This window comes from Streptomyces sp. NBC_01006 (assembly GCF_045162725.1).
Taxonomy (GTDB): Bacteria; Actinomycetota; Actinomycetes; order Streptomycetales; family Streptomycetaceae; genus Streptomyces.
In genome coordinates this window covers 1,991,955-2,017,258 of sequence record NZ_CP108700.1, presented here as the reverse complement: position 1 = coordinate 2,017,258, position 25,304 = coordinate 1,991,955, and the positions used below count along the sequence as shown (strand labels likewise).

General features: G+C 72.8%; 24 protein-coding genes. 15 read left to right on the top strand and 9 right to left on the bottom strand.

Features of this window, described 5'->3' with window-relative positions; genetic code table 11:
* The first annotated feature begins 44 nt into the window (after positions 1-44).
* From OG509_RS09135 to OG509_RS09110, 6 genes are all read left to right on the top strand, one after another.
* A complete protein-coding gene (locus tag OG509_RS09135) occupies positions 45-293 on the top strand; it encodes a hypothetical protein (protein ID WP_134074760.1) in 249 nt (82 codons plus the stop codon).
* Between the two features lie 26 nt (positions 294-319).
* Positions 320-520: a hypothetical protein gene (locus OG509_RS09130; protein ID WP_030157206.1), complete on the top strand. Its 201-nt coding sequence runs from the start codon at positions 320-322 to the stop codon at positions 518-520.
* Positions 521-734: 214 nt separating this feature from the next.
* Positions 735-1,031: a Sec-independent protein translocase subunit TatA gene (gene tatA / locus OG509_RS09125; protein ID WP_030860241.1), complete on the top strand. Its 297-nt coding sequence runs from the start codon at positions 735-737 to the stop codon at positions 1,029-1,031.
* Positions 1,032-1,104: 73 nt separating this feature from the next.
* On the top strand, positions 1,105-2,070 hold the full coding sequence (gene tatC / locus OG509_RS09120; RefSeq protein ID WP_406181571.1) for a twin-arginine translocase subunit TatC: 966 nt from the start codon (positions 1,105-1,107) through the stop codon (positions 2,068-2,070).
* 41 nt (positions 2,071-2,111) lie between these two features.
* Positions 2,112-2,714, top strand: a complete 603-nt coding sequence (locus OG509_RS09115) for a hypothetical protein (RefSeq protein WP_406181570.1) — start codon at positions 2,112-2,114, stop codon at positions 2,712-2,714.
* Between the two features lie 80 nt (positions 2,715-2,794).
* Positions 2,795-5,635 carry a DEAD/DEAH box helicase gene (locus OG509_RS09110; RefSeq protein WP_406181568.1) on the top strand — a complete coding sequence of 947 codons (2,841 nt, stop codon included), beginning with the start codon at positions 2,795-2,797 and terminating at the stop codon, positions 5,633-5,635.
* 13 nt (positions 5,636-5,648) lie between these two features.
* Here OG509_RS09110 and OG509_RS09105 read toward each other — a convergent pair whose 3' ends face one another.
* From OG509_RS09105 to OG509_RS09090, 4 genes are read right to left on the bottom strand one after another with little or no spacing between them, the layout of a single operon-like run.
* The gene (locus tag OG509_RS09105; RefSeq protein ID WP_406181566.1) at positions 5,649-6,623 is read right to left on the bottom strand and encodes an RluA family pseudouridine synthase; all 975 of its coding nucleotides are present in this window, start codon (positions 6,621-6,623) and stop codon (positions 5,649-5,651) included.
* Between the two features lie 18 nt (positions 6,624-6,641).
* The gene (locus OG509_RS09100; RefSeq protein ID WP_406181564.1) at positions 6,642-8,183 is read right to left on the bottom strand and encodes a serine hydrolase; all 1,542 of its coding nucleotides are present in this window, start codon (positions 8,181-8,183) and stop codon (positions 6,642-6,644) included.
* 43 nt (positions 8,184-8,226) lie between these two features.
* A complete protein-coding gene (locus OG509_RS09095) occupies positions 8,227-9,060 on the bottom strand; it encodes a siderophore-interacting protein (protein ID WP_406181563.1) in 834 nt (277 codons plus the stop codon).
* A 49-nt stretch (positions 9,061-9,109) separates the two neighbouring features.
* The gene (locus tag OG509_RS09090; RefSeq protein ID WP_385588493.1) at positions 9,110-10,015 is read right to left on the bottom strand and encodes a 5'-3' exonuclease H3TH domain-containing protein; all 906 of its coding nucleotides are present in this window, start codon (positions 10,013-10,015) and stop codon (positions 9,110-9,112) included.
* Between the two features lie 251 nt (positions 10,016-10,266).
* On the opposite strand from OG509_RS09090, the gene OG509_RS09085 reads away from it, so the two are divergent.
* Positions 10,267-10,878, top strand: coding sequence for a helix-turn-helix domain-containing protein (locus tag OG509_RS09085; protein WP_099893661.1), 612 nt, complete (start codon positions 10,267-10,269; stop codon positions 10,876-10,878).
* Positions 10,875-11,612 (top strand): helical backbone metal receptor, encoded by a 738-nt coding sequence (locus OG509_RS09080; protein WP_406181560.1) that lies wholly within the window; start codon positions 10,875-10,877, stop codon positions 11,610-11,612. The genes OG509_RS09085 and OG509_RS09080 overlap by 4 nt, the downstream gene beginning before the upstream one ends.
* Here OG509_RS09080 and OG509_RS09075 read toward each other — a convergent pair.
* A complete protein-coding gene (locus OG509_RS09075) occupies positions 11,609-12,730 on the bottom strand; it encodes a TDT family transporter (protein WP_406181559.1) in 1,122 nt (373 codons plus the stop codon). The two genes, OG509_RS09080 and OG509_RS09075, sit on opposite strands and share 4 nt — an antisense overlap.
* 70 nt (positions 12,731-12,800) lie before the next feature.
* Here OG509_RS09075 and OG509_RS09070 point away from each other — a divergent pair, with 70 nt between their 5' ends.
* Positions 12,801-13,724 carry a LysR family transcriptional regulator gene (locus OG509_RS09070; protein ID WP_406181557.1) on the top strand — a complete coding sequence of 308 codons (924 nt, stop codon included), beginning with the start codon at positions 12,801-12,803 and terminating at the stop codon, positions 13,722-13,724.
* Between the two features lie 30 nt (positions 13,725-13,754).
* On the opposite strand, the gene OG509_RS09065 is transcribed toward OG509_RS09070, so the two are convergent.
* From OG509_RS09065 to OG509_RS09055, 3 genes are all read right to left on the bottom strand, one after another.
* Positions 13,755-14,459, bottom strand: a complete 705-nt coding sequence (locus OG509_RS09065) for a gamma-glutamyl-gamma-aminobutyrate hydrolase family protein (protein WP_406181556.1) — start codon at positions 14,457-14,459, stop codon at positions 13,755-13,757.
* A 32-nt stretch (positions 14,460-14,491) separates the two neighbouring features.
* Entirely contained in the window at positions 14,492-15,970 is a 1,479-nt protein-coding gene (eat, locus tag OG509_RS09060) for an ethanolamine permease (RefSeq protein ID WP_406181554.1), read from the bottom strand.
* Between the two features lie 124 nt (positions 15,971-16,094).
* Positions 16,095-16,841: a FadR/GntR family transcriptional regulator gene (locus OG509_RS09055; RefSeq protein ID WP_406181552.1), complete on the bottom strand. Its 747-nt coding sequence runs from the start codon at positions 16,839-16,841 to the stop codon at positions 16,095-16,097.
* Between the two features lie 77 nt (positions 16,842-16,918).
* On the opposite strand from OG509_RS09055, the gene OG509_RS09050 reads away from it, so the two are divergent.
* From OG509_RS09050 to OG509_RS09035, 4 genes are all read left to right on the top strand, one after another.
* On the top strand, positions 16,919-18,283 hold the full coding sequence (locus tag OG509_RS09050; protein WP_406181550.1) for a glutamine synthetase family protein: 1,365 nt from the start codon (positions 16,919-16,921) through the stop codon (positions 18,281-18,283).
* A gap of 89 nt (positions 18,284-18,372) precedes the next feature.
* Positions 18,373-19,719 carry an aldehyde dehydrogenase family protein gene (locus tag OG509_RS09045; protein ID WP_385588373.1) on the top strand — a complete coding sequence of 449 codons (1,347 nt, stop codon included), beginning with the start codon at positions 18,373-18,375 and terminating at the stop codon, positions 19,717-19,719.
* Between the two features lie 7 nt (positions 19,720-19,726).
* A complete protein-coding gene (locus OG509_RS09040) occupies positions 19,727-20,518 on the top strand; it encodes a 3-oxoacyl-ACP reductase (protein ID WP_406181547.1) in 792 nt (263 codons plus the stop codon).
* A 133-nt stretch (positions 20,519-20,651) separates the two neighbouring features.
* Positions 20,652-21,947: a haloacid dehalogenase-like hydrolase gene (locus tag OG509_RS09035; protein ID WP_406181545.1), complete on the top strand. Its 1,296-nt coding sequence runs from the start codon at positions 20,652-20,654 to the stop codon at positions 21,945-21,947.
* Here the strand turns inward: OG509_RS09035 and OG509_RS09030 are convergent.
* Positions 21,944-23,149, bottom strand: coding sequence for an amino acid deaminase/aldolase (locus tag OG509_RS09030; RefSeq protein WP_406181543.1), 1,206 nt, complete (start codon positions 23,147-23,149; stop codon positions 21,944-21,946). The genes OG509_RS09035 and OG509_RS09030 overlap by 4 nt on opposite strands.
* A 188-nt stretch (positions 23,150-23,337) precedes the next feature.
* Between OG509_RS09030 and OG509_RS09025 the strand changes: the two genes are divergently transcribed.
* Complete coding sequence (locus OG509_RS09025; protein ID WP_406181541.1) at positions 23,338-24,114, top strand: hypothetical protein; 777 nt, start codon at positions 23,338-23,340, stop codon at positions 24,112-24,114.
* Positions 24,111-25,298: a type VII secretion-associated serine protease mycosin gene (mycP, locus tag OG509_RS09020; protein WP_406181539.1), complete on the top strand. Its 1,188-nt coding sequence runs from the start codon at positions 24,111-24,113 to the stop codon at positions 25,296-25,298. Before OG509_RS09025 ends, mycP begins: the two co-directional genes overlap by 4 nt.
* The last annotated feature ends 6 nt before the right edge of the window (positions 25,299-25,304 follow it).

The following is a 25,304-nucleotide window of genomic DNA, read 5'->3' as shown; positions in this document are numbered from 1 at the left end:
TCCGCGAGCGGACGGTCTGAGGGGAGCGCCGAGCGATGTCGCCAATGTCCGGGCCACGGGGTGTGCAGGCCGCCGCAGGGCCGCCGGTCTCCTTCAAAGCGGCCTGTTCCGACTGCCGGGCCCGCTTCGAACTGGACGCGGGGGCCCTGCGGCTGGTGATCGGCGGGAGCCGGCGCACCACGTTCTACTCGTTCACCTGTCCCGCGTGCGGGGCCTCCGTACGCAAGCCGGCCGGTGAGCGCATCGTGGAACTGCTGACCGGTGGCGGCGTGAGCACCCTGCGCAGCGTCTGAGGCGGCCGGTGGCCTAGGCTCGACCCATGCTGTGGCCGATGCTCGCAATCGCCCTGGGTTTCCTCGGGCTCGCCGTCCTCGCCGTCCTCGCGGTGCGCGTCTTCGTGGAGGTGCGGCGGCTGTCCGGCCAGGTCGAGCTGGCCAGCCGGCGGATCGCGGACGCCTCGGGGGACCTGGAGCGCGCGGCGGGCGATCTGGCGCGTGCGGGTGGCTCCGCCCGGCCGTAAAACGGGACAAAGTGTCGGATCGTGACGCGCAGCTCTCTGGAAAGTGCGGGTCGGTACCCGTACCGTCGGTCCCAGCCGCACGCAAGGCGGGATACCCCGGGGGATTGCCGGGCGTTAACCCCCGGGGGTTACGATCCTTGCCTGAGCGGTCACGGATCAAGATCCGGGGCCGCCGACACCACAACCAGCCGTTTCGGTGAGAAGGAAGTCAGACATGATCGGCAATCTGAAGCCTCTTGAGATCCTCCTGATCATCGCCGTGATCTTCCTGCTGTTCGGTGCCAAGAAGCTCCCCGACATGGCGCGCTCCCTCGGTAAGTCGGCCCGCATCCTCAAGAGCGAGGCCAAGGCGATGAAGGCGGAGAGCGCCGCGGAGGACAACGCCACCGCCGCGACCGTCGCCGACCAGGCCCCGCAGCAGGCCGCCGCCCCGCGCACCATCAAGGCCGCTCCCGGTGACGTGACCAGCTCGCGTCCGGTCAACGAGCCGAACCACACCACCCAGGGCTGATCGCCCGGCCGCCGGGCTGCCGGTCCGCGGCCGCGATCACGCCGGTCATCTGCAACGAGACAAGGGACGTGGGTTGCTCAAGTCTGCCCGCAAGCAGGAGAAGCAAGGCAAGCAGGACAAGGACGCCGAAGGGCGGATGCCTCTTGTCGAGCACCTGCGTGAGCTGAGAAACCGCCTGCTGAAGTCGGTCCTGGCGATCCTCGTGATCACTGTGGTGGCGGCCTTCTACTACAAGAACCTCATCGACTTCATGCTGAAGCCGATGCTGGACTCCGTCGGCTGCACGAACGGCGTGGTCTCGCAGCGCAACGGCCGGCCCTGCGCCGACATGACCGTGAACGGCCTCATCGCCCCGTTCTCGATCGCCCTCAAGGTCTCGCTCACCGCCGGTGTGGTGCTCTCGGCCCCGGTGTGGCTCTACCAGCTCTGGGCCTTCGTCGCCCCCGGCCTGCACAAGCACGAGAAGCGCTACGCGACGGGCTTCGTCGCCGTCGGCGCTCCGCTGTTCGGCGCCGGTGCGGTGCTCGCGTACAAGCTCCTGCCCAAGACCGCGCAGATCCTCCTCGAATTCACCCCCGAGAACGCGCGCAACCTGCTCCCGGTCGACGACTACCTCGACCTGGTCACGCGCATGGTCGTCGTCTTCGGCCTCGCGTTCGAGCTGCCGCTGTTGCTGATCCTCCTGAACTTCACCGGGGTCCTCACCGCGAAGCGGCTGGCGAGCTGGTGGCGGGCCATGGTGCTGGGCATCACGATCTTCGCCGCGTTTGCCACGCCCACCGGCGACCCGCTGACCATGCTGTCGCTGGCCGCGCCGATCATCGCCCTCTACTTCGTCGCCCTCGGGATCTGCCTGGTCAACGACCGCAGGCGGCGCCGCGGCAACCCCGACGCGCTGCTCGACGACGACGAGGCGTCCGAGCTGGACCTGACGCCCGCGCCGATCGGTGAGATGGAGCCCGTCCAGGCCCCGGCCGCCCTGCCCGAGCAGGCCGACGGCGGCCGCAGGCAGATCAACGGTTACGACGACGCGACCTGACAGGTACTCCCCCAGCTACCGCTGGGAGGTGCCCCCAGGGGGTGAGCGCTGAGATCACCCTCCTCGTCAATCCCACCGCGGGACGCGGCCGGGGCGCGCACGCCGCGCAGCCGGCCGCTTCCGCGCTCCGGGCCGCCGGGGCGCTCAAGGAGGGCCGGATCCGCGAGATCGACCTCGGGCGGGTGGCGGGGAGCCCGGACCAGCGGGAGACCTGGTACGGGACCGTGCTGTGCTCCGGCTTCGATTCGCGGGTCAACGACCGCGGCAACCGGATGCGGCTGCCGGCCGGCCGGTTCAAGTACGACCTGGCGATCCTCGCCGAGCTGGCCGCCTTCCGGGCGTTCCCGTACCGGATCACCCTCGACGCCGGCCCGGTGATCGAGACCGAGGCCACGTTGGTCGCCGTCGGCGACGGGCTCTTCGATGTCGTGGTCGTGGGCGACTGCAGCCGGGCCACCCTGCTGAAGGTCTTCCCGCAGGTCTACAAGGGGACGCACCTCGGCCACCCGAAGGTGACCGCCCACCGGGCCTCGAAGATCACGCTGGAGGCCGCCGGGATCACCTCGTACGCCGACGGAGAGCCTCTGGGACCGCTGCCGGTGACCGCGGAGTGCGTGCCGGGAGCCCTGCGGCTGCTGGCGTAGCGCGGTCGTGGGGGCGGCCGGGCGGTCCGTATAAATGATCGCGACTGTTGTCAGAGGCTGCGGGTAGGCTCGACAGCAAGATGACCGAAGAACTCTCACCCGCCGAGCGGTACGCCGCTGCCCGGATCCGCGCCGCCGAAGAGGCCTCCGCCCTGGCCCCCTTCCGCGAGATGTACGAATTCGACCTGGACGCGTACCAGGTCGAAGCCTGCAAGGCACTGGAGGCCGGCAAGGGCGTCCTCGTCGCCGCCCCGACCGGCTCGGGCAAGACGATCGTCGGCGAGTTCGCCGTGCACCTCGCCCTCGGCCAGGGCCGCAAGTGTTTCTACACGACGCCCATCAAGGCCCTGTCGAACCAGAAGTACGCCGACCTCGTCAAGCGCTACGGCGCCGACAAGGTGGGCCTGCTGACCGGTGACAACAGCGTCAACTCCGAGGCGCCCGTGGTCGTGATGACCACCGAGGTGCTCCGCAACATGCTGTACGCGGGCTCGCAGTCGCTGCGCGGCCTCGGCTACGTCGTGATGGACGAGGTGCACTACCTCTCCGACCGGTTCCGCGGAGCCGTCTGGGAGGAAGTGATCATCCACCTCCCCGAGTCGGTCACGCTGGTGTCCCTGTCGGCCACGGTGTCCAACGCCGAGGAGTTCGGCGACTGGCTCGACACCGTGCGCGGCGACACCGAGGTGATCGTCTCCGAGGAGCGGCCCGTCCCGCTGTGGCAGCACGTCATGGCCGGCCGCAAGATCTACGACCTCTTCGAGGAGGAGTCCGACCACGGAGGCCGCGGCTCCGCGCGCCGCGAGGTCAACCCCGACCTGCTGCGCATGGCGCGCGAGGAGAACACCCGCACGTACAGTCCGAAGGACCGGCGGCGCGGCAAGATGGTCCGCGAGGCCGACCGCGAGCGCGAGCGGCGCTCCCGCGGCCGGATCTGGACCCCGAGCCGCCCCGAGGTCATCGCCCGCCTCGACGGCGACGGACTGCTGCCCGCCATCAACTTCATCTTCAGCCGGGCCGGCTGCGAGGCCGCCGTCCAGCAGTGCCTGTTCGCGGGCCTGCGGCTCAACGACGACACCGCCCGCCTGAGGGTGCGCGAGATCGTCGAGGAGCGGACCGCCTCCATCCCCACCGAGGACCTGCACGTCCTCGGGTACTACGAGTGGCTCGAAGGCCTGGAGCGGGGCATCGCCGCGCACCACGCCGGCATGCTGCCCACCTTCAAGGAGGTCGTGGAGGAGCTGTTCGTCCGGGGCCTGGTCAAGGCCGTCTTCGCCACCGAGACCCTGGCGCTGGGCATCAACATGCCCGCGCGCACGGTGATCCTGGAGAAGCTGGTCAAGTGGAACGGCGAGCAGCACGCCGACATCACCCCCGGCGAGTACACCCAGCTCACCGGCCGGGCGGGGCGGCGCGGCATCGACGTCGAGGGCCACGCCGTGGTGCTGTGGCAGCGGGGCATGGACCCGGCGGGGCTCGCCGGGCTCGCCGGCACCCGTACGTATCCGCTGCGCTCCAGCTTCAAGCCCTCGTACAACATGGCCGTGAACCTGGTCAGCCAGTTCGGGCGGCACCGCTCGCGGGAGCTGCTGGAGACCTCGTTCGCGCAGTTCCAGGCCGACCGCTCGGTCGTCGGGATCTCCCGGCAGGTGCAGCGCAACGAGGAGGGCCTGGACGGCTACCGGGAGGGCATGACCTGCCACCTCGGGAACTTCGAGGAGTACGCGCAGCTGCGCCGCGACCTCAATGACCGCGAGACGGACCTGGCCAAGCAGGGCGCGGCCCAGCGGCGGGTGCAGGCGGCCAGTTCGCTGGAGAAGCTCAAGCCGGGCGACATCATCCACGTGCCGACCGGCAAGTTCGCCGGGCTCGCGCTGGTCCTGGACCCGGGCGTGCCGGCCGGGCGGGTCAACGGGCACCGGGGGTACGAGTACGCCGAGGGCCCGCGGCCGCTGGTGCTGACGGCGGAGCGGCAGGTCAAGCGGCTCGCCGCGATCGACTTCCCGGTCCCGGTCGAGGCCATCGAGCGGATGCGGATCCCCAAGACGTTCAACGCGCGCTCGCCGCAGTCCCGTCGGGACCTGGCGTCCCAACTGCGGGCCAAGGCCGGGCACATCGCGCCGGAGCGGCGCGGGCGCGGCCGGGCCGCGGCGGCCGACGACCGCGAGATCACGCGGCTGCGCGCCGAGCTGCGGGCGCACCCCTGCCACGGCTGCGACGAGCGCGAGGACCACGCACGCTGGGCCGAGCGCTACCACCGCCTCAAGCGGGACACCCAGCAGCTGGAGCGGCGCATCGAGGGCCGGACGAACACGATCGCCCGCACCTTCGACCGGATCCACGCGCTGCTCACCGAGCTGGACTACCTGCGCGAGGACGAGGTAACCGTGCACGGCAAGCGGCTCGCCCGGCTGTACGGGGAGCTCGACCTGCTGGCGTCGGAGTGCCTGCGCGAGGGCGTCTGGGAGGGGCTGTCCCCGGCCGAACTGGCCGCCTGCGTCTCGGCGTTGGTGTTCGAGGCGCGGCAGTCCGACGACGCGGTGGCGCCGAAGGTTCCGGGCGGCGCGGCGAAGGCGGCGCTCGGCGAGATGGTCCGGATCTGGGGCCGGCTCGACGCGCTGGAGGAGGAGCACCGCATCAACCAGGCGGAGGGCGTGGGCCAGCGCGAGCCGGACCTGGGCTTCGCGTGGGCGGCCTACCAGTGGGCTTCCGACAAGAGCCTGGACGAGGTGCTGCGGGAGGCCGAGATGCCGGCCGGCGACTTCGTGCGCTGGTGCAAGCAGGTCATCGACGTACTGGGGCAGATCGCGGCGGCGGCTCCCTCGGCGTCCGGTGACAGCGGGAGCACGGTGGCCCGCAACGCCCGCAAGGCCGTCGACGCGCTGCTGCGCGGCGTGGTGGCCTACAGCTCGGTCGGCTAGCCGGCTTCACCGGCTAGTCGCTTTCGGGGCCCTCGGGACCTCGCCAGCCGGCGAGGTCCTGCCAGGCCCGAAGGCTCAGGCCGCTCTCGAAGCGGCGCGGGGTGCCGGTGACCGGGTCGGTGAACGACACCGTACGGGCCAGGAGTTGGAGCGGCCTGCGGTAGTCGTCCGGGGCCGGGTCGGTGACCTCCGGGTACAGCGGGTCCCCGAGGATCGGCAGGCCGAGACCGTTCATGTGCACCCGTAGCTGGTGGGTGCGCCCGGTGTGCGGGGTCAGCCGGTAGCGGCCCAGCTCCCCCTTGGTGGCGAGGAGTTCGACCAGGGTCTCGGCGTTCGGCTCCGCGCCGGGGATCTCGGCCGCCGCCATGATCCCGCGGGTCTTCTCGATGTGGCTGCGGACCGTGCGCGGGAGTGTGAGCGCCGGGTCGTGGCCGGCGAGGGCCTCGTACTGTTTGACGACCCGCCGCTCCTGGAACAGCAGCTGGTACGCGCCGCGGTCCTCGGTGCGGATGCTGAACATGACCAGTCCGGCGGTCAGCCGGTCCAGCCGGTGCGCCGGGCTGAGCTCGGGCAGGTCGAGCTCGGTGCGCAGCCGGGCCAGGGCGGTCTGCGTGATGTGGCTGCCGCGCGGGGTGGTCGCCAGGAAGTGCGGCTTGTCCACGACCAGCAGGTGCGCGTCGCGGTGGACGACGCGGATCGGGAACGGCACCACGGGCTCCGGCTGCATGTCCCGGTGGAACCACAGGTAGGCGCCCGGCTCGTACGGGTCCTGCGGACTCAGGACCCGCCCGCCGGGGCCGAACACCCGCCCGGCGCGCAGCAGGTGCGCGATGGACTCGGCGCCGCGGGTGCCGGCGTACCGCTCGGCGAGGAAGCCGCCGAGGTCGGGCCAGCGCCCGTCGGGGTCGGCGGGCAGCCGCAGCCGGACCGGGTCGATGCCGGCGACCTGGGGGAGGGGCGAGGGGGGTGCCTGGGCTCTGCGTCTCATCGGGTCCAGGCTATGCGGCTACTGCTTGGTGAAGGTGCCCAGGTGGGTGGCGTCCAGGTACTCGATGCGGACCGTGCCGTCCTTGAAGGTCACCCCGGTGCGGCCGACGGCGTTCTCGCCGGCGGTCACGTAGCTGAAGGTGTCCCCGTCGTAGTGGGTGAGGGGGAAGCGCATGGGCTTCGGGCCGAGGGAGAGGGTGAGCCCGCCGTCGCCGTTGGCGTTCGCCGTCACGGTCAGCTTGCCGTAGTACGGGCTGACGTAGGTCCCGGTGTACGCGCTGTCGGCGCGGGCCGGCTTCGCGCCCGCGGGCCGGTGCGCGTAGTCGGTGGCGGAGGGGCCGGGGCCGAGTTGCCGGGCGTACAGCTCGGCGAAGAGCGGCAGCCAGTCGGTGGTCGGCGCGCCGTGCTCGGCGGTGTCGAAGAAGTCCATCGCGATGGCGTCGGCCATGCCGACCGGGGCGCCGTTGGTGAGGACGACGATGCCGAGCTTCTCCAGGGGGAGCATCGTGACGTTGGTGTTGGCGCCGAGTTCGAAGGCGCCGGAGTGGCTCAGGCGCAGCCGGCCCGCGTCGTCGTACGAGACGTTCCAGCCGAGCCCGTAGAAGCCGGTGTGGTCCAGGGGCGGGTTCGGCGCCTGCGACACGATGTGCGGCAGGCGCGTGGCCGCCAGGGTGTCGGCGGGAATGATCCGCTTCCCGTCGAGGGTGCCGCTGGCGAGCTGGAGGCGCAGCCAGCGGGCCATGTCGGTGGCGGTGGAGCTCACGCCGCCGGCCGGGGCCTGGGCGTCGGGGTCGCGCACGAAGCGGGGCGACCAGGTCCCGTCCGGGTTCTTGACGTGGGTGGCCGCGTGGTCGGGGGCGTTGATGAAGGCCGAGAACTCGGTGCTGGTGTGCGTCATCCCGGCGGGTTTGAAGAGGGTGTCCTCGGCGAGCTTCTGCCAGCTCGTGCCCTGCTGCCGGGCGACGGCCTCGGCGGCGGCGGTGAGGCCGAAGTTGGTGTAGTTGTAGCTCGCGCGGAAGGGGGTGAGGGGCTCCATGCGGAGGTGGTCGAGGATGTACGCCTGGTCGTAGCCGAGGTCTTCGAGGAGGTCCCCGGCGTGGTCGGGGAGGCCGCTGCGGTGCGAGAAGAGGTCGGCGGTGGTCACGTGATCGGTGACCCAGGGGTCCTTCAGCGCGAACCCGGGGAGTTCGGTGCGGCGGTCCCAGTCGGCGGGGTTCTTGAGGGTGCCGGCCACCACCGTGGAGGAGATCGGCTTCGACAGGGAGGCGATCTGGAAGACGGTGTCGGGGCCGATCGTGCCGCTCCGGTCGGTGCGCCGGACGCCGAAGCCCTTGAGGTAGACGACCTTGTCGTCGTGGACGACGGCGACGGCGGCCCCGGGGACCCCGGTGCTGCGCATGGCGTCGGTGACGAACCCGGGCAGGCGCCCGAGCGCGGCGTCCACTTCCGCGTCCGTGATCTGGGGTTTCGGCGCGGGCGGCGGGCTGGGCGCGGCGGCGGCGCCGGTCGCGGCCAGCACGACGGCGGCTCCTGCTACTCCGAGCGAGTGGAGCGTACGCATGGCGACATTGTCCCGCCGAACGGGCGACCCCGCCCCGCGAGCGTCAGGCCGCCGATTCCTGTTCGGCCAGGACCCGCTCGTTCCAGTCGCGCTTGATCGCCCGCCAGCCCTCGTCCGTCTCGCCGAGGCGCCAGTAGCCGGAGATCGACAGCCGCTCCTTGGGGACGCCGCGCTCCAGGCGCAGGTGGCGGCGGAGGTCCTTCACGAAGCCGGCCTCGCCGTGGACGAAGGCGTGCACGTCGCGGGAGGGGAACTCCAGGGACCTGACCGCCTCGACGAGCATCCCGCCGACCGGGCCGGAGCCGCGGTGCAGCCAGACCGGGACGACACCGTCCGGGGTGGCGATCTTCTGCTCGTCGTCCGGGCCCTCGACCTCCACGAGTGCGCGCACCCGCGCGCCCACCGGCATGCGCTCCATCGCGGCGGCGATCGCCGGCAGCGCGCTCTCGTCGCCCACCAGCAGGTGCCAGTCGGCCGCCGGGTCCGGCGCGTACGCGCCGCCGGGGCCGAGGAAGCGGACGAGTTCGCCCGGCTGGACGCGGGCCGCCCAGGGGCCGGCCAGCCCTTCGTCGCCGTGGACGACGAAGTCGAGCGTCAGCTCCAGGTGCACCGGGTCCCAGGAGCGGACCGTGTACGCCCGCTGGCGCGGCCAGGCCTCCCGCGCGTACTCGGCGCGGATCCGGTCCAGGTCCCACGGCGAGGGGTAGGTGACGCCTTCGGGGGCGAACAGGAGCTTGATGTAATGGTCCGTGAACTCGCCCGCACTGAATCGGACCAGTCCGGCACCGCCCAGCACCACGCGCACCATGTGCGGCGTCAGCCGCTCTGTGCGCACGACGACTGCGGTGCCGATCTTGCGGGCGCGTCCTTCTGCCACGGCGTCTCCCCTTGCTCCCCTGAAACTTAGGATTACCTAAGTTAGCACCTCAAGGGCGCAGCGCGCTGCCCAGGCGCGAGACCGCTCCGCCCAAACCCCACCGGCGCGCCAGCGCGTCGACGAGTTCCGGCTGCGCGGGCACCGCGGGCAGCGCCGGATCGAACTCCGGAAGCGGGACGTCCGAGGCCACCCGGACCACCTTCGGAGCAACCGCCAGATACGGCCGGGACTCGTCCAGCCGCTTGCGCTGCGTGGGCGTCAGCTTCGACTTCGGGTCGTCGATCGCCGCGATGATCCCGGCCAGCGAGCCGTACGCGTCCAGCAGCTTCGCCGCCGTCTTCTCGCCGACCCCCGGGACCCCCGGCAGCCCGTCGCTCGGGTCGCCGCGCAGCAGCGCCAGGTCCGCGTACCCCGCTCCGTCCACCCCGTACTTCCCGCGCAGCCACGCCTCGTCCGTCACCTGGAGCGTGCCGACCCCCTTCAGCGGGTACAGCACGCGCCGCTGCCGGGCGTCGTCGACCAGCTGGTACAGGTCCCGGTCGCCGGTGACGATGTCCACCGGGCCCGTGGCGCGCGCCGTGAGCGTGCCGATCACGTCGTCGGCCTCGTACCCGGCGACGCCCACCCGGGCGATCCCGAACGCGTCCAGCGCCGCCTCGATGATCGGCACCTGCGGGGACAGCGTGTCGGGGGTCTCCTCCACGTCCGGACCGGTCTCGGTCTCCTCGGCGACCCGGTGGGCCTTGTACGAGGGGATCAGCTCCACCCGCCAGTGCGGCCGCCAGTCGGCGTCCATGCATGCCACCAGATCGTCGGGGCGGTGGTCCTGCACGAGGCGCCCGATGAAGTCGAGCAGCCCGCGCACCGCGTTGACGGGGGTGCCGTCCGGGGCCTTCACGGAGTCCGGCACGCCGAAGTACGCGCGGAAGTAGAGGGAGGCGGTGTCCAGCAGCATCAGGCGTCGAGTCGTCGTCACGGTGACGATGATGCCGCACCCCGCCCACAGCCGACGGTTACGCCCGGGGGCACGGGAGGTGGCCGCAAGAGCGCTCGAAAACGGCACGGAAGTTTCACCCGGGGCGTACCCTGGTCGGCTCTTGCACGCGAAACCGGGGGCGGTTGCTGCGTAAGGTGCTTACAGCACACCGATGTGAGACGGACGCCGACGTACGCCGACGGACCAGACAAGGGGAGGGCAGCCCCGCCATGGACGACAGGGACGGCTCGGACGACAAGGAACGGGACAAGGACGCCAAGGAACCGCTCCGGGTGGGCGTGGCCGTGCGCAAGCGCCGCCGGGCACTGCACCTCACCCTCGCCGCCGTATCGGCGCGCAGCGGCCTGTCGGTGCCCTTCCTGAGCCAGATAGAGAACGAACGGGCCCGGCCCAGCATGCGGTCCCTGGAGCGGGTCGCGGACGCGCTGGAGACCACGGCCGTCGAGCTGCTGGCCGCCTCCGACACCGCGCGCACCGTCGATCTCGTACGGGCCGGGGACGACTCCGGGCTCACGCCGATGCCGGGCGTGCGCCCCCTCGTACGCGGACACCACCAGCTGCACGCGCTGGAGTTCACCGGGGACCAGGACGCCGGCCGCGAGTACCAGCACCGCAACGACGAGCTGATGTACGTGGTCTCGGGCGCCTGCCAGGTGGAGGCCGAAGGGCGGGCGTACCGGCTGGAGAGCGGGGACGCGCTGTTCCTGTCCGGCGGCGTACGGCACCGCTGGCGGGCCGTCTCCGAGGACACCCGGCTCCTGGTCGTGGCGGTGGGCGAGCACATCCACGCGACCTCCGAGCCGCCCTCGCCCGGGCAGTGAGCCGCAGCCGGACGCGGGTCGTCTCGCTCGTGCCCTCGCTGACCGAGGCGGTGGCGGTCAGCGCTCCCGGGCTGCTCGTCGGGGTGACCGACTGGTGCACGCACCCCGCGGACCTCGCCGAACGGGGCGCGGTGCGCATCGGCGGGACGAAGAACCCCGACGTGGAGCGGATCACGGCGCTGCGCCCGGACCTGGTGATCGCCAACGAGGAGGAGAACCGGGCCCCGGACCTGGCGGCGCTGCGCGCGGCCGGGGTGGAGGTGCTGGTCACCGAGGTACGGGAGCTGCCGCAGGCGCTGACCGAGCTGTCCCGGGTGCTGGTGGGGGCCCTGGGCCTGGTGAGACCACAGTGGCTGGACGAGGCCGAGGAGGCCTGGGCGCGGGTGACCCCGGCCGGCCCGCTGCGGGCGTTCGTACCGATCTGGCGGCGGCCGTGGATGGTGCTCGGCCGGGACACCTTCGCGGGCGATCTGCTGGCGCGCCTGGGCGTGCACAACGTCTACGCCGGGCACGCCGAGCGGTATCCGCGGGTGCCGGTGGAGGAGCTGGCCGCCGCCGACTGCGATCTGGTGGTGCTCCCCGACGAGCCGTACCGCTTCACGCGCGAGGACGGCCCGGAAGCTTTCCCGGACCGTCCCTCCGCGCTGGTCAGCGGCCGCCACCTCACCTGGTACGGGCCCTCGCTGGCCGAGGCCCCGGCGGTACTGGCGGCGGCCCTGCGCGCGGCCCGCTAGCGGGGCAGCAGCGCGCCGGTGAACAGGCCGCGCAGGGTGTGGACGGCGGCGAGCAGCCAGGCGGTCAGCAGGGCCAGGAACAGGGCGGCGGCGAGCCAGGCGAACGCGGTCAGGCCGGTGTGGCGGGCCAGACCGGCGGCGCCCGTGACGCAGGTGCCGACGGGGAAGGTCAGCGCCCACCAGGTCATCGCGAACCCCATGCCGTTACGGGCGGCCCGGACCAGCATCGCGGCCGCGAGGGCGAGCCACAGCAGGGCGAAGCCCATCACGGGCACTCCGTAGACCACCGCGAAGGCGCCGAGCGCGTCGGCGTAGGGGGCGCCGATCGCCTCGGGGGCCATGTCGGCGAGCTGGTTGACCGCGGTGGCGGACTGGCCGAGGGGGCCCAGGACCAGGAACAGGGTCGGGGTCAGCAGCAGGGGCAGGGGACCGCTCACGATCAGCCGGCCGAAGACCAGGGGCAGCATCAGCAGGGTGGCCAGCAGGCTGATGCCGAACATGGCGTAGCAGGCCAGCAGCAGCGCCTCGCGGGGCTGTCCGGCGGGCAGGTGGGGTATCAGCAGGGGGCCCAGGGCGGCGGAGACCATCGGGGCGACCAGGGGCAGCAGCCATACGGGGGTGGCCTGCGCGGCCTCGACCTTGTGCCGGACCACCATCAGGTACGGCACCGCCACGGCCATGAGCAGGCCGATCGCGGTGCCGGCGGTGAAGAGCACGGCGTCGACGGCGACGGCGGCGGGCACGCCGATGAGGTCCTTGCCGACGATCAGCGTGCCGCCGCCGACGGCCAGCAGGGCCATCGCGAGACATCCGTAGAAGGGGGCCACGGCGGGGTCGAGGAGGTGAGCGCGGGCCTGGTCGCGGTGGTGGAGCCAGTGGCCGGCGCGGGCGGTGAGCAGGAGGGCGAGGGCCGCCGCGGACAGCGCCCAGACGATCTGGCAGGCCACGCGCTGGCCGGGCACCTGGTACGGGAGGGTCGCGCCGGCGTTGGCGACGATCGCCGTGCCCATGACGGACGCGTACCAGTTGGGGCCGAGGTGACGGAGCGCCGGGAAGGCCTTGTGGGCTTCGGGGCTCCGGGAGGTGTGGGCGCTGGGTCGCGCGAGGGTGGTGGCCATGGACCCAGCCTCGTGGCGGGGCTCTGTCGGGGGCAGGGGTCATCTCTCTATAAGGCCATAAACTGACTTTATGGGTAACGAGGAGTGGGTTCCGCTGGCGCACCGGGTACCGGACCTGGGGGCGCTGGAGCTGCTGCTCGCGGTCGCCCGGGTCGGCAGCCTGAGCGGCGCTGCCAGGCGCATGGGCATCACCCAGCCCGCCGCGAGCAGCCGGATCCGGGCGATGGAGACGCGGCTGGGCGTGGCGCTGGTGGACCGCTCGCCGCGGGGGTCGACCCTGACGGCGGAGGGGGCGCTGGTCACGGACTGGGCGCGGCGCGTGGTGGAGGCGGCGGAGGCCTTCGACGCCGGGGCGCAGGCGCTGCGCGGGCGGCGGGACTCGCGGCTGCGGGTGGCCGCCAGCATGACCATCGCGGAGTACCTGCTGCCGGGGTGGCTGATCGCGCTGCGCGGGCAGCGGCCGGGGACGGCGGTGTCGCTGCACGCGGGGAACTCGGCGGTGGTCGCGGAACGGGTGCTGACCCATGAGGCGGACCTGGGGTTCGTGGAGGGGCTGTCGGTGCCGGAGGGACTGGACTCGGCGGTGATCGCGCAGGACCGGCTGGTGGTGGCGGTGGCTCCGGGGCACCCGTGGGCGCGGCGCTCGCGGGGGGTGGCGGCGGCCGAGCTGGCGGCGACCCCGCTGATCCTGCGGGAGTGGGGCTCGGGGACCCGGCAGGTGCTGGACGCCGCGCTGGCGGAGAGCGGCGGGCCGGCGGCGCCGCTGCTGGAGCTGGCGTCGACGACTGCGGTGAAGGCGGCGGCGCTGAGCGGGGCCGGGCCGTGCGTGCTGTCGGAGCTGGCGCTGGGGGAGGAGCTGGCGGCCCGGCGGCTGGTGGAGGTCCCGGTGACGGGGGCGGCGCTGGGGCGGGCCCTGCGGGCGGTGTGGCCCGTGGGGGCCAGGCCGGCGGGCCCGGCCCGCGACCTGCTGTCGCTGACCCGGGCCCGCCCCTGACCGGCTGTCGCCGACCGGCCGCCGGGCCCGTCAGGCCGGGACGGCCGCGCTGACGGAGGCCGCTTCGACCAGTGCGGACATCACGCGGGTGTCCTTGTCGCGTTCCGGGTGCCATTGGACGCCCAGGACCCAGTGCGCCGGGTCGGGGAGTTCGATGGCCTCCACCGTGCCGTCGACCGCGTGGGCCGAGGCGATCAGGCCCTCGCCCAGGCGGTCGACGGCCTGGTGGTGGTAGGTCGGCACCTCCGCCTCCTCCGGGATCAGCGCCGCGTACCGCGTCCCCTCGACCGGGCGGACCGGGTGCCAGGACATGACGCCCGGGGCGACCGCGTGGCCGTCGATGTGCTGGATCAGCGTGCCGCCCAGGGCCACGTTCAGCGCCTGCATGCCCCGGCAGATGCCCAGCACCGGCAGGCCCGCCGCCAAGGCCGCCTCGATCAGGGAGAGTTCCCACTCGTCCCGCTTCGTGGCGGGAGCGCCCGTACGCGGGTCCCGCTCGGTCCCGTAGCGGACCGGGTCCACATCGGGGCCGCCCGCGACGACCAGGCCGTCCAGCCGGCTCAACACCTCCGCCGCCGAACCGGGTTCGTCCGGCGGGAGCAGCACGGCCGCGCCGCCCGCCGCCTGGACGAGTTCGTAGTACCCGGTGGGTACGAGGGACGTGGGGACGTCCCACACCCCGTAGCGGGTGGATTCCTCCACGTAGGTCGTGATGCCGATGAGCGGCCTGGGCACGGTTGCTACCTCCAGGGGTTGGGGAACGGCGGTCAGTCGCGGGTGAGTTCGGCCTCGGCCTGAGCCAGCGCCGCGAACTCCTCCTCCGGTGCGGAGGCCACGAGGTGGTGCCGACTGTAGAACGCGAAATAGGCGAGGGCGACGGCGTACACACCGAGGGCTATGAACGCCGCGTCCTTGTCCACCAGGAAGGTGGCGACGAGCGCCGAGAGGGCGAGGACGAAGGCCACCGAGGAGGTGGCGATGCCGCCGGGAGTGCGGTACGGGCGCTCCAGCCCCGGCTCCCGCCTGCGGAGCACGATGTGGGAGAGGGCCATCAGCGCGTACGAGATGGTCGCGCCGAACACCGCGATGTTGAGCATGCGCGGGCCGTTGCCGGTGGCCGCGGCGAGCGCGAAGCCGATCGCGCCGGGGATGAGCAGGCCGAGGTACGGGGCCTTGCGCTTGGAGGTGAGGGAGAGGAAGCGCGGCAGGTAGCCGGCCCGGGAGAGGGCGAAGAGCTGGCGGGAGCCGGCGTAGATGAGGGAGAAGAAGGAGGCCACGAGGCCCGCGAGACCGGCGTAGTTGACGAAGGTCTTCAGCCAGGAGAGGCCGGGGTTCCCTTCGAGGGCGACGACCAGCGGGTTCCCGGCGTCCTTGATGGCGTCGGCGCCGCGGGCGCCGGTCGAGGCCAGGAAGGTGAGCAGGGCGAGCAGGACGAGGATGCCCATGGAGATCGACAGGGCCCGGGGCATGGAGCGCACGGGGTCCTTGGCCTCCTCGGCGGCCAGCGGTACGCCCTCGACGCCGAGGAAGAACCACATTCCGAAGGGGAAGGCGGCCCAGATGCCGAGGACGCCCAGCGGCAGCCAGGAGCTCGATCCGGCGGCGGTGGTGTCCACGGCGATGTTGTCGAGGTTCGAGGGGTCGAACTCGGTGAAGGCGCCGAGCGCGAAGACGATCAGTGCGAGCACGGCGACGGCGGTGACGACGAGGGAGAAGCGCAGGGCCTCGCCGACGCCCCACAGGTGGATGCCGATGAAGACGGCGAAGCAGGCGAGGTAGACCGGCCAGCCGGAGGTGAGGCCGAAGAGGTTCAGGGATTCGACGTAGTCGCCGATGAAGATGGCGATCGCGGCCGGGGCCAGGATGTACTCGATCAGGATCGCGGTGCCGGTGAGGAAGCCGCCCCAGGTGCCGAGCGCCCGGCGGGCGAATCCGTAGCCGCCGCCCGCCGTCGGCAGGATCGCGGACAGTTCCGCGAGGGAGAAGACGAGACAGGCGTACATCGCGCCCATCAGGACGGTGGCGATGGCGAGACCGCCGAAGCCGCCCTGGGCGAGGCCGACGTTCCAGCCGGAGAAGTCGCCGGAGACGACGTACGCGACGCCGAGGCCGGTCAGCAGCAGCCAGCCGGCGCTGCCGCGGCGCAGCGTGCGCCGCTCCAGGTAGCCGTCGGAGGTGTCGCCGCCCTCGGGGGACGTGGTGGGTTCGGGTACGGCTGCGAGCCGTGCCTCGGTGTCGTCGGCCATGTGCGCTCCTGCCTAGGGCAATGGTTGTGGGGCGTACCTTTGCCGTAGCGGAGTGGAGTGCGCAAGACCCCTGCGTTAAACAGGGGTTACGAAAACCTCTCGGGCCGCTCCCGCCGGGTCCGTTCTAGGCGAGGAATCCGCGCAGCAGCGCCGCCGTTCCGCAGCAGTGTTCGCGCATCACCTCGCGCGCCGCGTCCGGGTGGCGCTCCAGCACCGACTCCACGAGCGCGCTGTGCTGCTGCTGGGAGTGCTCAAGGTTGCGCACCAGCAGCGGGATGCAGTCCAGCAGGTCGTTCACGGTGGCCCGCACGGCGGCGTACTGGGCCGTGAGGGTGGCCGATCCGGCGAGCTCGCACAGGGTGAGGTGGAAGAGGGTGTCCTGGCGCCGGTAGTCGGTCAGCGGCGCGTCATGGGTGGCGGCCAGTGCGCCGAGCAGCCGCTCGGAGCCCTCCTCGGTGAGCCCCTGGGAGGCGCACAGTCCGGCCGCGCCCACCTCCAGGACCTCGCGGAACCGCAGGACGTCCTCGATGTCCACGCCCACCACGCGCCGGCGCAGCTCGTGCTCGGTACCGCCGACCGGGGTGTCGGGACGGGGGAGCACGAACGTTCCGCCGTACCGCCCGCGCCGGGCCTCCACCAGGCCCTGGTCCTGGAGCACCTTCAGCACCTCGCGCAGGGTGACCCGGCTGATCCCCATCCGCTCCGCCAGCTCCCGTTCGGGCGGCAGCCGTTCGCCGCCCGGCACCAGACCCAGCCGGACCACCTGGAGGATCTGCTCCAGGGCCTCCTCGAAACCGTTGCCCGCCCGCACCTGGCGCAGTACCGGATTCAGCCGCGCGATCGCGCCGCCTTCGCTCGCCGTGTCGGTCATCTCGGCTCCTCCCCTTCCCAAGCAATGGTTCTATTCAATACCTTAGGCGTTCTCGGCTCACCGAAGGAGAGATTCCAGTGGTAGACCGCAAGCCGCCGCTCGCGCCCGAGGAGCTCCGCGCTCTCGTGGCGAGCGGCGAGATCGACACCGTGGTCCTGGCCTTCCCCGACATGCAGGGGCGACTCCAGGGCAAGCGGTTCGCCGCACAGTTCTTCCTCGACGAGGTCCTCGCCCACGGCACCGAGGGCTGCAACTACCTCCTCGCCGTCGACACGGACATGAACACCGTCGACGGATACGAGATGTCCTCCTGGGACCGCGGCTACGGGGACTTCGCCATGCACCCCGACCTCGCGACCCTGCGCCGGATCCCCTGGAACCCGGGCAGCGCCTTCCTCCTCGCCGACCTCGCCTGGAACGACGGCACGCCCGTGGTCGCCGCGCCCCGGCAGATCCTGCGCCGCCAGCTGGAGCGCCTCGCCGGGCTCGGGTACACGGCCATGGTCGGCACCGAGCTGGAGTTCATGGTCTTCCAGGACACGTACGAGCAGGCCTGGAACGCGGGCTACCGCGGGCTGACCCCGGCCAACCAGTACAACATCGACTACTCGGTCCTCGGGACCGGCCGCATCGAGCCCCTGCTGCGCCGGATCCGCAACGAGATGCAGGCCGCGGGCCTGATCGTCGAGTCCGCGAAGGGCGAGTGCAACCTCGGCCAGCACGAGATCGCCTTCCGCTACGACGAGGCGCTGACCACCTGCGACCAGCACGCCGTCTACAAGACGGGCGCCAAGGAGATCGCCTCCCAGGAAGGCGTCTCGCTCACCTTCATGGCCAAGTTCGACGAGCGCGAGGGCAACTCCTGCCATATCCACCTCTCGCTGGGCGACGCCGACGGGCACAACGCGATGGCCGGCGACGGCCCGGGCGGAATGTCACCGGTGATGCGACACTTCCTGGCCGGCCAGCTGGCCGCGCTGCGCGACTTCTCCCTTCTCTACGCCCCGAACATCAATTCGTACAAGCGTTTCCGGCCGGGATCCTTCGCGCCGACCGCCGTCGCGTGGGGAGTGGACAACCGGACCTGCGCGCTCCGCGTCGTCGGCCACGGCCGCTCCATGCGCTTCGAGAACCGCCTGCCGGGCGGGGACGTGAACCCGTACCTCGCCGTCGCCGGCCTGGTCGCGGCCGGGCTGTACGGCATCGAGCACCGCCTCGAACTGCCCGAGGCCTGCGCGGGCAACGCGTACACCGCCGATTTCGCGCACGTTCCCACCACCTTGCGCGAGGCCGCGGAGCTCTGGGAGAACAGCGAGATCGCCAAGGCCGCGTTCGGGCCCGAAGTGGTGGCCCACTACCGCAACATGGCCCGCGTGGAACTGGACGCGTACGACTCCGCCGTCACCGACTGGGAACTGCGTCGCTCCTTCGAACGCCTGTAGTCACCTGAAAGCCCAGTCACCGTCAACTCTGCCCCCGAACCTCTGTGAGGCAACACGTGTCCGATGTGCTGGCCCCCGACAAATTGACAGTGTTGAATCCGGCCACCGAGGAAATCGTCGCCATCGTCCCGGCCGCCACACGGGACGATGTCGACGCCGCCGTCGCGCGGGCCGCCGCGGCCCAGCGCGGCTGGGCGGCGGCCGCCCCCGCCGACCGGGCCCGGCTGCTGCGCCGCTTCGCCGCCGTCGTCGACGGGCACATCGAGGAACTGGCCCAACTGGAGGTCCGCGAGGCCGGGCACACCATCGGCAACGCCCGCTGGGAAGCCGGCAACGTCCGCGACCTGCTCGAATACGCCGCCGGGGGAGTGGAACGGCTCTCCGGCCGGCAGATCCCCGTAGCCGGCGGCATCGACGTCACCTTCCTCGAACCCCTCGGCGTCATCGGCGTGATCGCCCCGTGGAACTTCCCGATGCCGATCGCCGCCTGGGGCCTCGCCCCGGCCCTGGCCGCCGGCAACGCCGTCCTGCTCAAGCCCGCCGAGACCACCCCGCTCACCGCGCTGCGCCTGGCCGAACTCGCCCTCGAAGCAGGGATCCCCGAGCACCTCTTCCAGGTGCTCCCCGGCCGCGGGACCGTCGCCGGGGACGCGCTCGTCGAGCACCCGGGCGTCGCGAAGATCGTCTTCACCGGATCCACCCCGGTCGGCAAGCAGATCATGGCCAAGTGTGCCGACCGGGTGAAGCGGGTCACCCTCGAACTCGGCGGCAAGAGCCCCAACATCGTCTTCGCCGACGCGGACCTGGAGGCCGCCGCGGCGGCGGCTCCCATGGCCTTCCTCGACAACACCGGCCAGGACTGCTGCGCCCGTACGCGCATCCTCGTCCAGCGCTCCGCCTACGACCGGTTCCTGGAGCTGCTCGCCCCCGGCATCGAAGGCGTCGTGGTCGGCGACCCCGCCGACGAGAAGACCCAGATGGGGCCGCTGATCTCCCGCGTGCAACTGGAGCGCGTACGGTCGTACGTCACCGACGACCTCACCGCGATCCGCGGCACCGCCCCCGAGGGCCCCGGCTTCTGGTACCCGCCGACCCTCGTCACGGACGTCGCCCCCACCGCGCCGGTGGCGGCGGCGGAAGTCTTCGGCCCCGTAGCCGTCGTCCTCCCCTTCGAGGACGAGGAGGACGCCGTACGCCTGGCCAACGCGACCGAGTACGGGCTCTCCGGCTCCCTCTGGACCCGCGACATCGGCCGCGCGCTGCGCGTATCGCGCGCCGTCGCCGCGGGCAACCTGTCCGTCAACTCCCACAGCAGCGTCCGCTACTGGACCCCCTTCGGCGGCTACAAGCAGTCCGGACTAGGCCGCGAGCTCGGACCCGACGCCCTGACCGCATTCACCGAGACCAAGAACGTCTTCATCAGCACGGAGGCCTGAGCCCATCATGACCACTTCTGACACCGAGATCGTCTGCCGCCGCCTGGTCGGCCGCACCGCCGTCATCACCGGAGCCGGCAGCGGCATCGGCCTCGCCACCGCCCGCCGGCTGGCCTCGGAGGGCGCCAACGTGGTCTGCGCCGACATCGACGAGACGGCCGGCAAGGCCGCGGCCGAGGAGGTCGGCGGCCTGTTCGTGAAGGTCGACGTCACCAGCCCGGAGGAGGTCGAGGCCCTCTTCGAGACGGCCTTCGACACCTACGGCTCCGTCGACATCGCCTTCAACAACGCGGGCATCTCGCCCCCGGACGACGACTCGATCCTCACCACCGGCCTGGAGGCCTGGAAGCGGGTCCAGGACGTCAACCTCACCTCCGTCTACCTGTGCTGCAAGGCCGCCCTGCCGTACATGCAGCGCCAGGGCCGTGGCTCCATCATCAACACCGCGTCCTTCGTGGCCATCATGGGCGCCGCCACCTCGCAGATCTCGTACACCGCCTCCAAGGGCGGCGTGCTCGCCATGTCGCGCGAGCTCGGCGTGCAGTTCGCCCGCGAGGGCATCCGCGTCAACGCCCTGTGCCCGGGGCCGGTCAACACCCCGCTGCTGCAGGAGCTGTTCGCCAAGGACCCGGAGCGGGCGGCCCGCCGCCTGGTGCACATCCCGCTGGGCCGGTTCGCCGAGCCCACCGAGATCGCGGCCGCCGTCGCCTTCCTCGCGAGCGACGACTCCTCGTTCATCAACGCCACCGACTTCCTGGTCGACGGCGGCATCTCCGGCGCGTACGTGACGCCCCTGTAGGCCGGCCCCCGGGCGGACGCCCCCAGCGTTCACCCGTACTCCATCCCCCCGACAGCCGGGCGTCGCACGACGCCCGGCTGTCGTGTCCTACCGTCCGAGATGATCTTCGCGAGAAAGAGGAGTGTTCACCTCAGTGACCCCACGCAGCACCGTCCGACGGCTCCAGGCCGTCGGAGCCGCCGTCGCGATCGCCGCCGGCACCCTCGTCGCCACCGCGCCCGCCGCCCAGGCGGCCCACTGCACCGCCCCGCGGCTCGCGGCCGGCTGGTACGGGGACAACCAGGCCCGGCTCCAGCAGCTGATCGACGCGTACGGGAAGTGCAACCCGTACCGGCCGAACCGGACCAAGCCCGTCGCCGTCTTCGACTGGGACAACACCGTCGTCAAGAACGACGTGGGCGATGCCCAGATGTACTGGCTGCTGCGGAACGGCAAGATCCGCCAGCCCGCCGCCGGGGACTGGACCACCACCAGCCGCTACCTCACCCCGGCCGCCGCCCGGGCGCTCGCCGACGCCTGCGGCGCCCTCGCCCGCCCCGGCGCCCCGCTGCCCACCGGCACGCCCGGCGGCGCGGGCTGCGCCGACGAACTCGCCGCCGTCTACGGCACCGCCAAGGCCCGCTCCGGCGCCGCCGCCTTCGCCGGCTGGGACCACCGCACCATCGAGCCCGCGTACGCCTGGCTGCCCCAGCTGACGCAGGGCTGGACCGCCCGCGAGGTCCGCGGCTTCGCGGCCGCCGCGCGGGCCGAGAACCTGGCCGCGCCCGTCGGCGCCACACAGCAGGTCGGCACCGCCGCCGTCACCGGCTGGGTCCGTTACTACGACCAGCAGAAGGACCTCATAGGCGGCCTGCAGAAGGCCGGCTTCGACGTCTGGATCAGCTCGGCCTCGCCGCAGCCGGTCGTCGAGGTCTGGGCCAAGGGCGTCGGCGTCGCCGCGGACCACGTCATCGGCATCCGCAACACGACCACGTCCGGCGGGAAGTTCACCGCGCACCTGCAGGGCTGCGGCTCGGTGAAGGACGGCGCCGACACGGTGATCACGTACATCGACGGCAAGCGCTGCTGGATCAACAAGGAGGTCTTCGGCGTGCGGGGCGCGGCCGCCGAGAAGGTGCAGCCGGCCGCCCGCCGCCAGGTGTTCGCCGCGGGCGACTCCGACACCGACGTCTCGTTCCTGCGGGACGCGACCGCCCTGCGGCTCGTGGTGAACCGGAACAAGAACGAGCTGATGTGCCGCGCGTACGACGACAGCGACGGCAAGTGGATCGTGAACCCGATGTTCATCGAGCCGAAGAAGCAGAAGACCACCCCCTACCCGTGCTCGACCACGGGCTACGTCGACCACGACGGTACGTCGGGCCCCGTCCGCCGGGGCGACACGAGCGTCATCCCCGACCAGACGGACCGCGTGTACCAGGCCGGCTAGAGGAAGGTGCGGCCCTCACCGCGGTAGGTGGGGACGGTGGCCGTCACCCGATCGCCCTCGACGAGGTGCAACGCGTCGAAGCGCTCGCACAGTTCGCCCGCCTTGGCATGGCGGAACCAGACCCGGTCGCCGATCAGCAGATCGTCGGCCGGGCTGCCGAGCAGCGGTGTCTGCACCTCGCCGGCCCCCTCCTGGGCGTCGTAGCGCAGGCCCTGCGGGAGGTACGGGACCGGGAGCCGGTCCGCCCCGGCCGCGCCGGAGGCGGGGTACCCGCCGCCGAGGACGGTGACCACGCCGACGCCGGGCCGGCGGACCACCGGCTGGGCGAAGAGCGCCGCCGGGCGGCCGCGGAAGGACGTGTAGTTGTCGAACAGCCGCGGTACGTACAGCCCCGAGCCGGCCGCGATCTCCGTGACCGCGTCCTCGGCGGCGGTCTGCTGGACGCTGCCGGTACCGCCGCCGTTGACGAACTCCAGGTCAGGGACGACCGCGCGGACGGCCCGTACGGCCTCGGCACGACGGGCCGCGAGCTCCTTGCGGGCGGCGGCCTGCATGAGCCGGATGGCGCGGGAGCGGAAGGGGCGCCCGGCGACGGAGTCTCCGACGCCGGCGACGTGGCCCTCGTAGCCCATGAGCCCGACGACGCGGAAGCCGGGACGGGCGGAGACGGTACGGGCGAGTTCGGCGAGCTGTGAGGGCTCGCGGAGCGGCGAACGGAGGGCGCCGACACGGATCTTGCCGCCGAGGAGCTCAAGGGCGGTGTCGAGTTCGAGGCAGACGCGGATCTCCTGCGTTCCGCCGTCGCGGGCCCCGTCGATCAGCTCCAGCTGGGCGGGGTCGTCGACCATGACGGTGACGGCCGCGGCCAGCTTGGGGTCGCCGGCGAGCTCGGCGAAGCCGGTGCGGTCGGCGGAGGGATAGGCGAGGAGCACGTCCTCGAAACCCGAGCGGGCCAGCCAGATCGACTCGGCGAGGGTGTACGACATGATGCCGGCGAACCCGGGCCGGGCGAGGACCCGTTCGAGGAGCGTGCGGCAGCGGACGGACTTGCTGGCGACGCGGATCGGCTTGCCGGCCGCGCGGCGGACGAGGTCGTCGGCATTGGCGTCGAACGCGGCGAGATCGACGATGGCCAGGGGCGCGTCGAGGTGCGCGGTGGCCCGGTCGTAACGGGCCCTGTCTCCACTGGCGGGAAGATTCATGGGCGGCAGCCTGCCAGATGGTTCTACCGGTGGGTAGGGGTGTGCGGCCCGAGGCGCGCGGCCGTACCCCGCACCGGGGCGCGGGCCGTCCGGGCCCACCCCCGCCGGGTCCGGGCCCGCGGCCGGGGCGGTACGGGCGCGTAGAGTACGGGGTGGCAGCCGGACGGAACGGGGGGCGGAGCCGCCGGATGAGTGCGTCTACACCGCAGACCGCGGTCCTGGCCGAGCCCGTGGCCGAACCCGGACCGGGGCGGCGCGGGGCCGGGCGAGGCGTCGCCGTCGTGGTGTGCGCCGTGCTCGGGGTCGCTCTCCTCGGCGGAGCCGGGGTCAGCGGATGGGTCGAACAGCGCGACGCCCATCGGCCCTTGGCCGCCGGCGCCGCCTACCGCAAGGCCGGTTCGCTCTGGCGCGCGGCCCCCGTGGACACCCTGTTCCCGCCCGTCCTCGACGGCGCCGACGCCGGGCCCGGAGGGGCCGACCGGACCTGGACCCGCGTCGCGCTCGCGCCCGACTCCGACTGCGCACCCGCGCTCGCCGCCGACTGGCAGGCGGCCCTCGCCGCCACCGGCTGCACCCGGGTCCTGCGCGCCACGTACACCGACTCCACCCGCAGCTCCCTCGTCACCGTCGGCATGGTCTTCACCCCGGCCGACGCGGCGGGGATGGAGACGCTGCGCGGACGCCTCCCGGCCCCGCCCGGCTACGGCTTCGCCGACAGCCAGCGCGCCGCCTGGACCGCGGCCGTGGTCCCGCAGGCCCCCGTCGTCGTCTACACCGTCTCCGCCTTCACCGACGGCCGCACGCCGGGCGCCCCCCGCCCCGCCGAGGACTTGATGCGCAAGGACGCCACCGGAGCCGCCGCCCAGGCCGGCCTCGGCCACGAGGCCGAGGCCGTCGCCGACCGGATGGAGCGCACCGTACGCACCCTGGCCGCGCCCCCCACCGCCCCGGGCACCCCCCGGTGAGCCGGGGCAGGGCCGGCGCCGTCCTCGTGCTCGGGGCGCTGCTCGTCGGTGCCGGCGCGGCGCCGGCCGGGGCCGACGGCATCCGGGACCGGCAGTGGGGGCTCACCGCGCTGCGGGCCGAGGAGGCCTGGGGAACCACCCAGGGCGCCGGGGTCACCGTCGCCGTCCTCGACACCGGGGTCGACGCCACCCACCCCGACCTGGCCGGGCAGGTCCTCGACGGGACCGATCTGATCGGGATGGGCGCCGGGCGCGGAGACCGCGCCTGGGCCCGGCACGGCACCGCCATGGCCGGGATCATCGCCGGGCACGGCCACGGCGGCCACCGCCGCCAGGGCGTGCTCGGCATCGCACCGCAGGCCAAGATCCTCCCCGTCCGCGTGATCCTCGAAGAGGGCGACCCCGGCCGGGCCAAGGCCCGCGAGAGCAAGGGCGGCGCCCTCGCCGAGGGCATCCGCTGGGCCGCCGACCACGGCGCGAACGTGATCAACCTCTCCCTCGGCGACGACAGCGACTCCGCCCACCACGAGGCCGCCGAGGACGAGGCCGTCCAGTACGCCCTCGCCAAGGGCGTGGTCGTCGTCGCCTCCGCCGGCAACGGCGGCCGGCAGGGCGACCACGCGTCCTACCCGGCCGCCTACCCCGGGGTCATCGCCGTCACCGCCGTCGACCGCGGCGGCCGGAAGGCCGCCTTCTCCACCAGCAACTGGTACGCCACCGTCAGCGCCCCCGGCGTGGACGTCGTCATCGCCGACCCCGACCGCTCCTACTACGAGGGCTGGGGCACCAGCGCCGCCTCGGCCTTCGTCTCCGGCGCCGTGGCCCTCGTCAAGGCCGCCCACCCGGACCTGTCCCCGGCACAGATCAAGAGGTTGCTGGAGGACACCGCCTCGGACGCCCCGTCCGGCGGCCGCGACGACTCCCGCGGCCACGGACTCGTGGACCCCGTCGCCGCCCTCCAGGCCGCCGACGCGCTGCGCGCCGAGCCGCCGGTCCCCGTACCCGTCGCGGCCGGGCAGCCGTACTTCGGCCCCGGCCCCGAGCCGGCCGCGGCCGCCGGGAGCGGCGCCCGCCTCGGGGCCCCGGCGGCCGCGGCCGCCGGGCTGGTCCTGCTCGTCCTGGCCGTCGTACTGGCCCGGCGCCCGCGAGGCGCCCGGCGGGACCGGGACCGGGGACCGGGATAGGGTCGG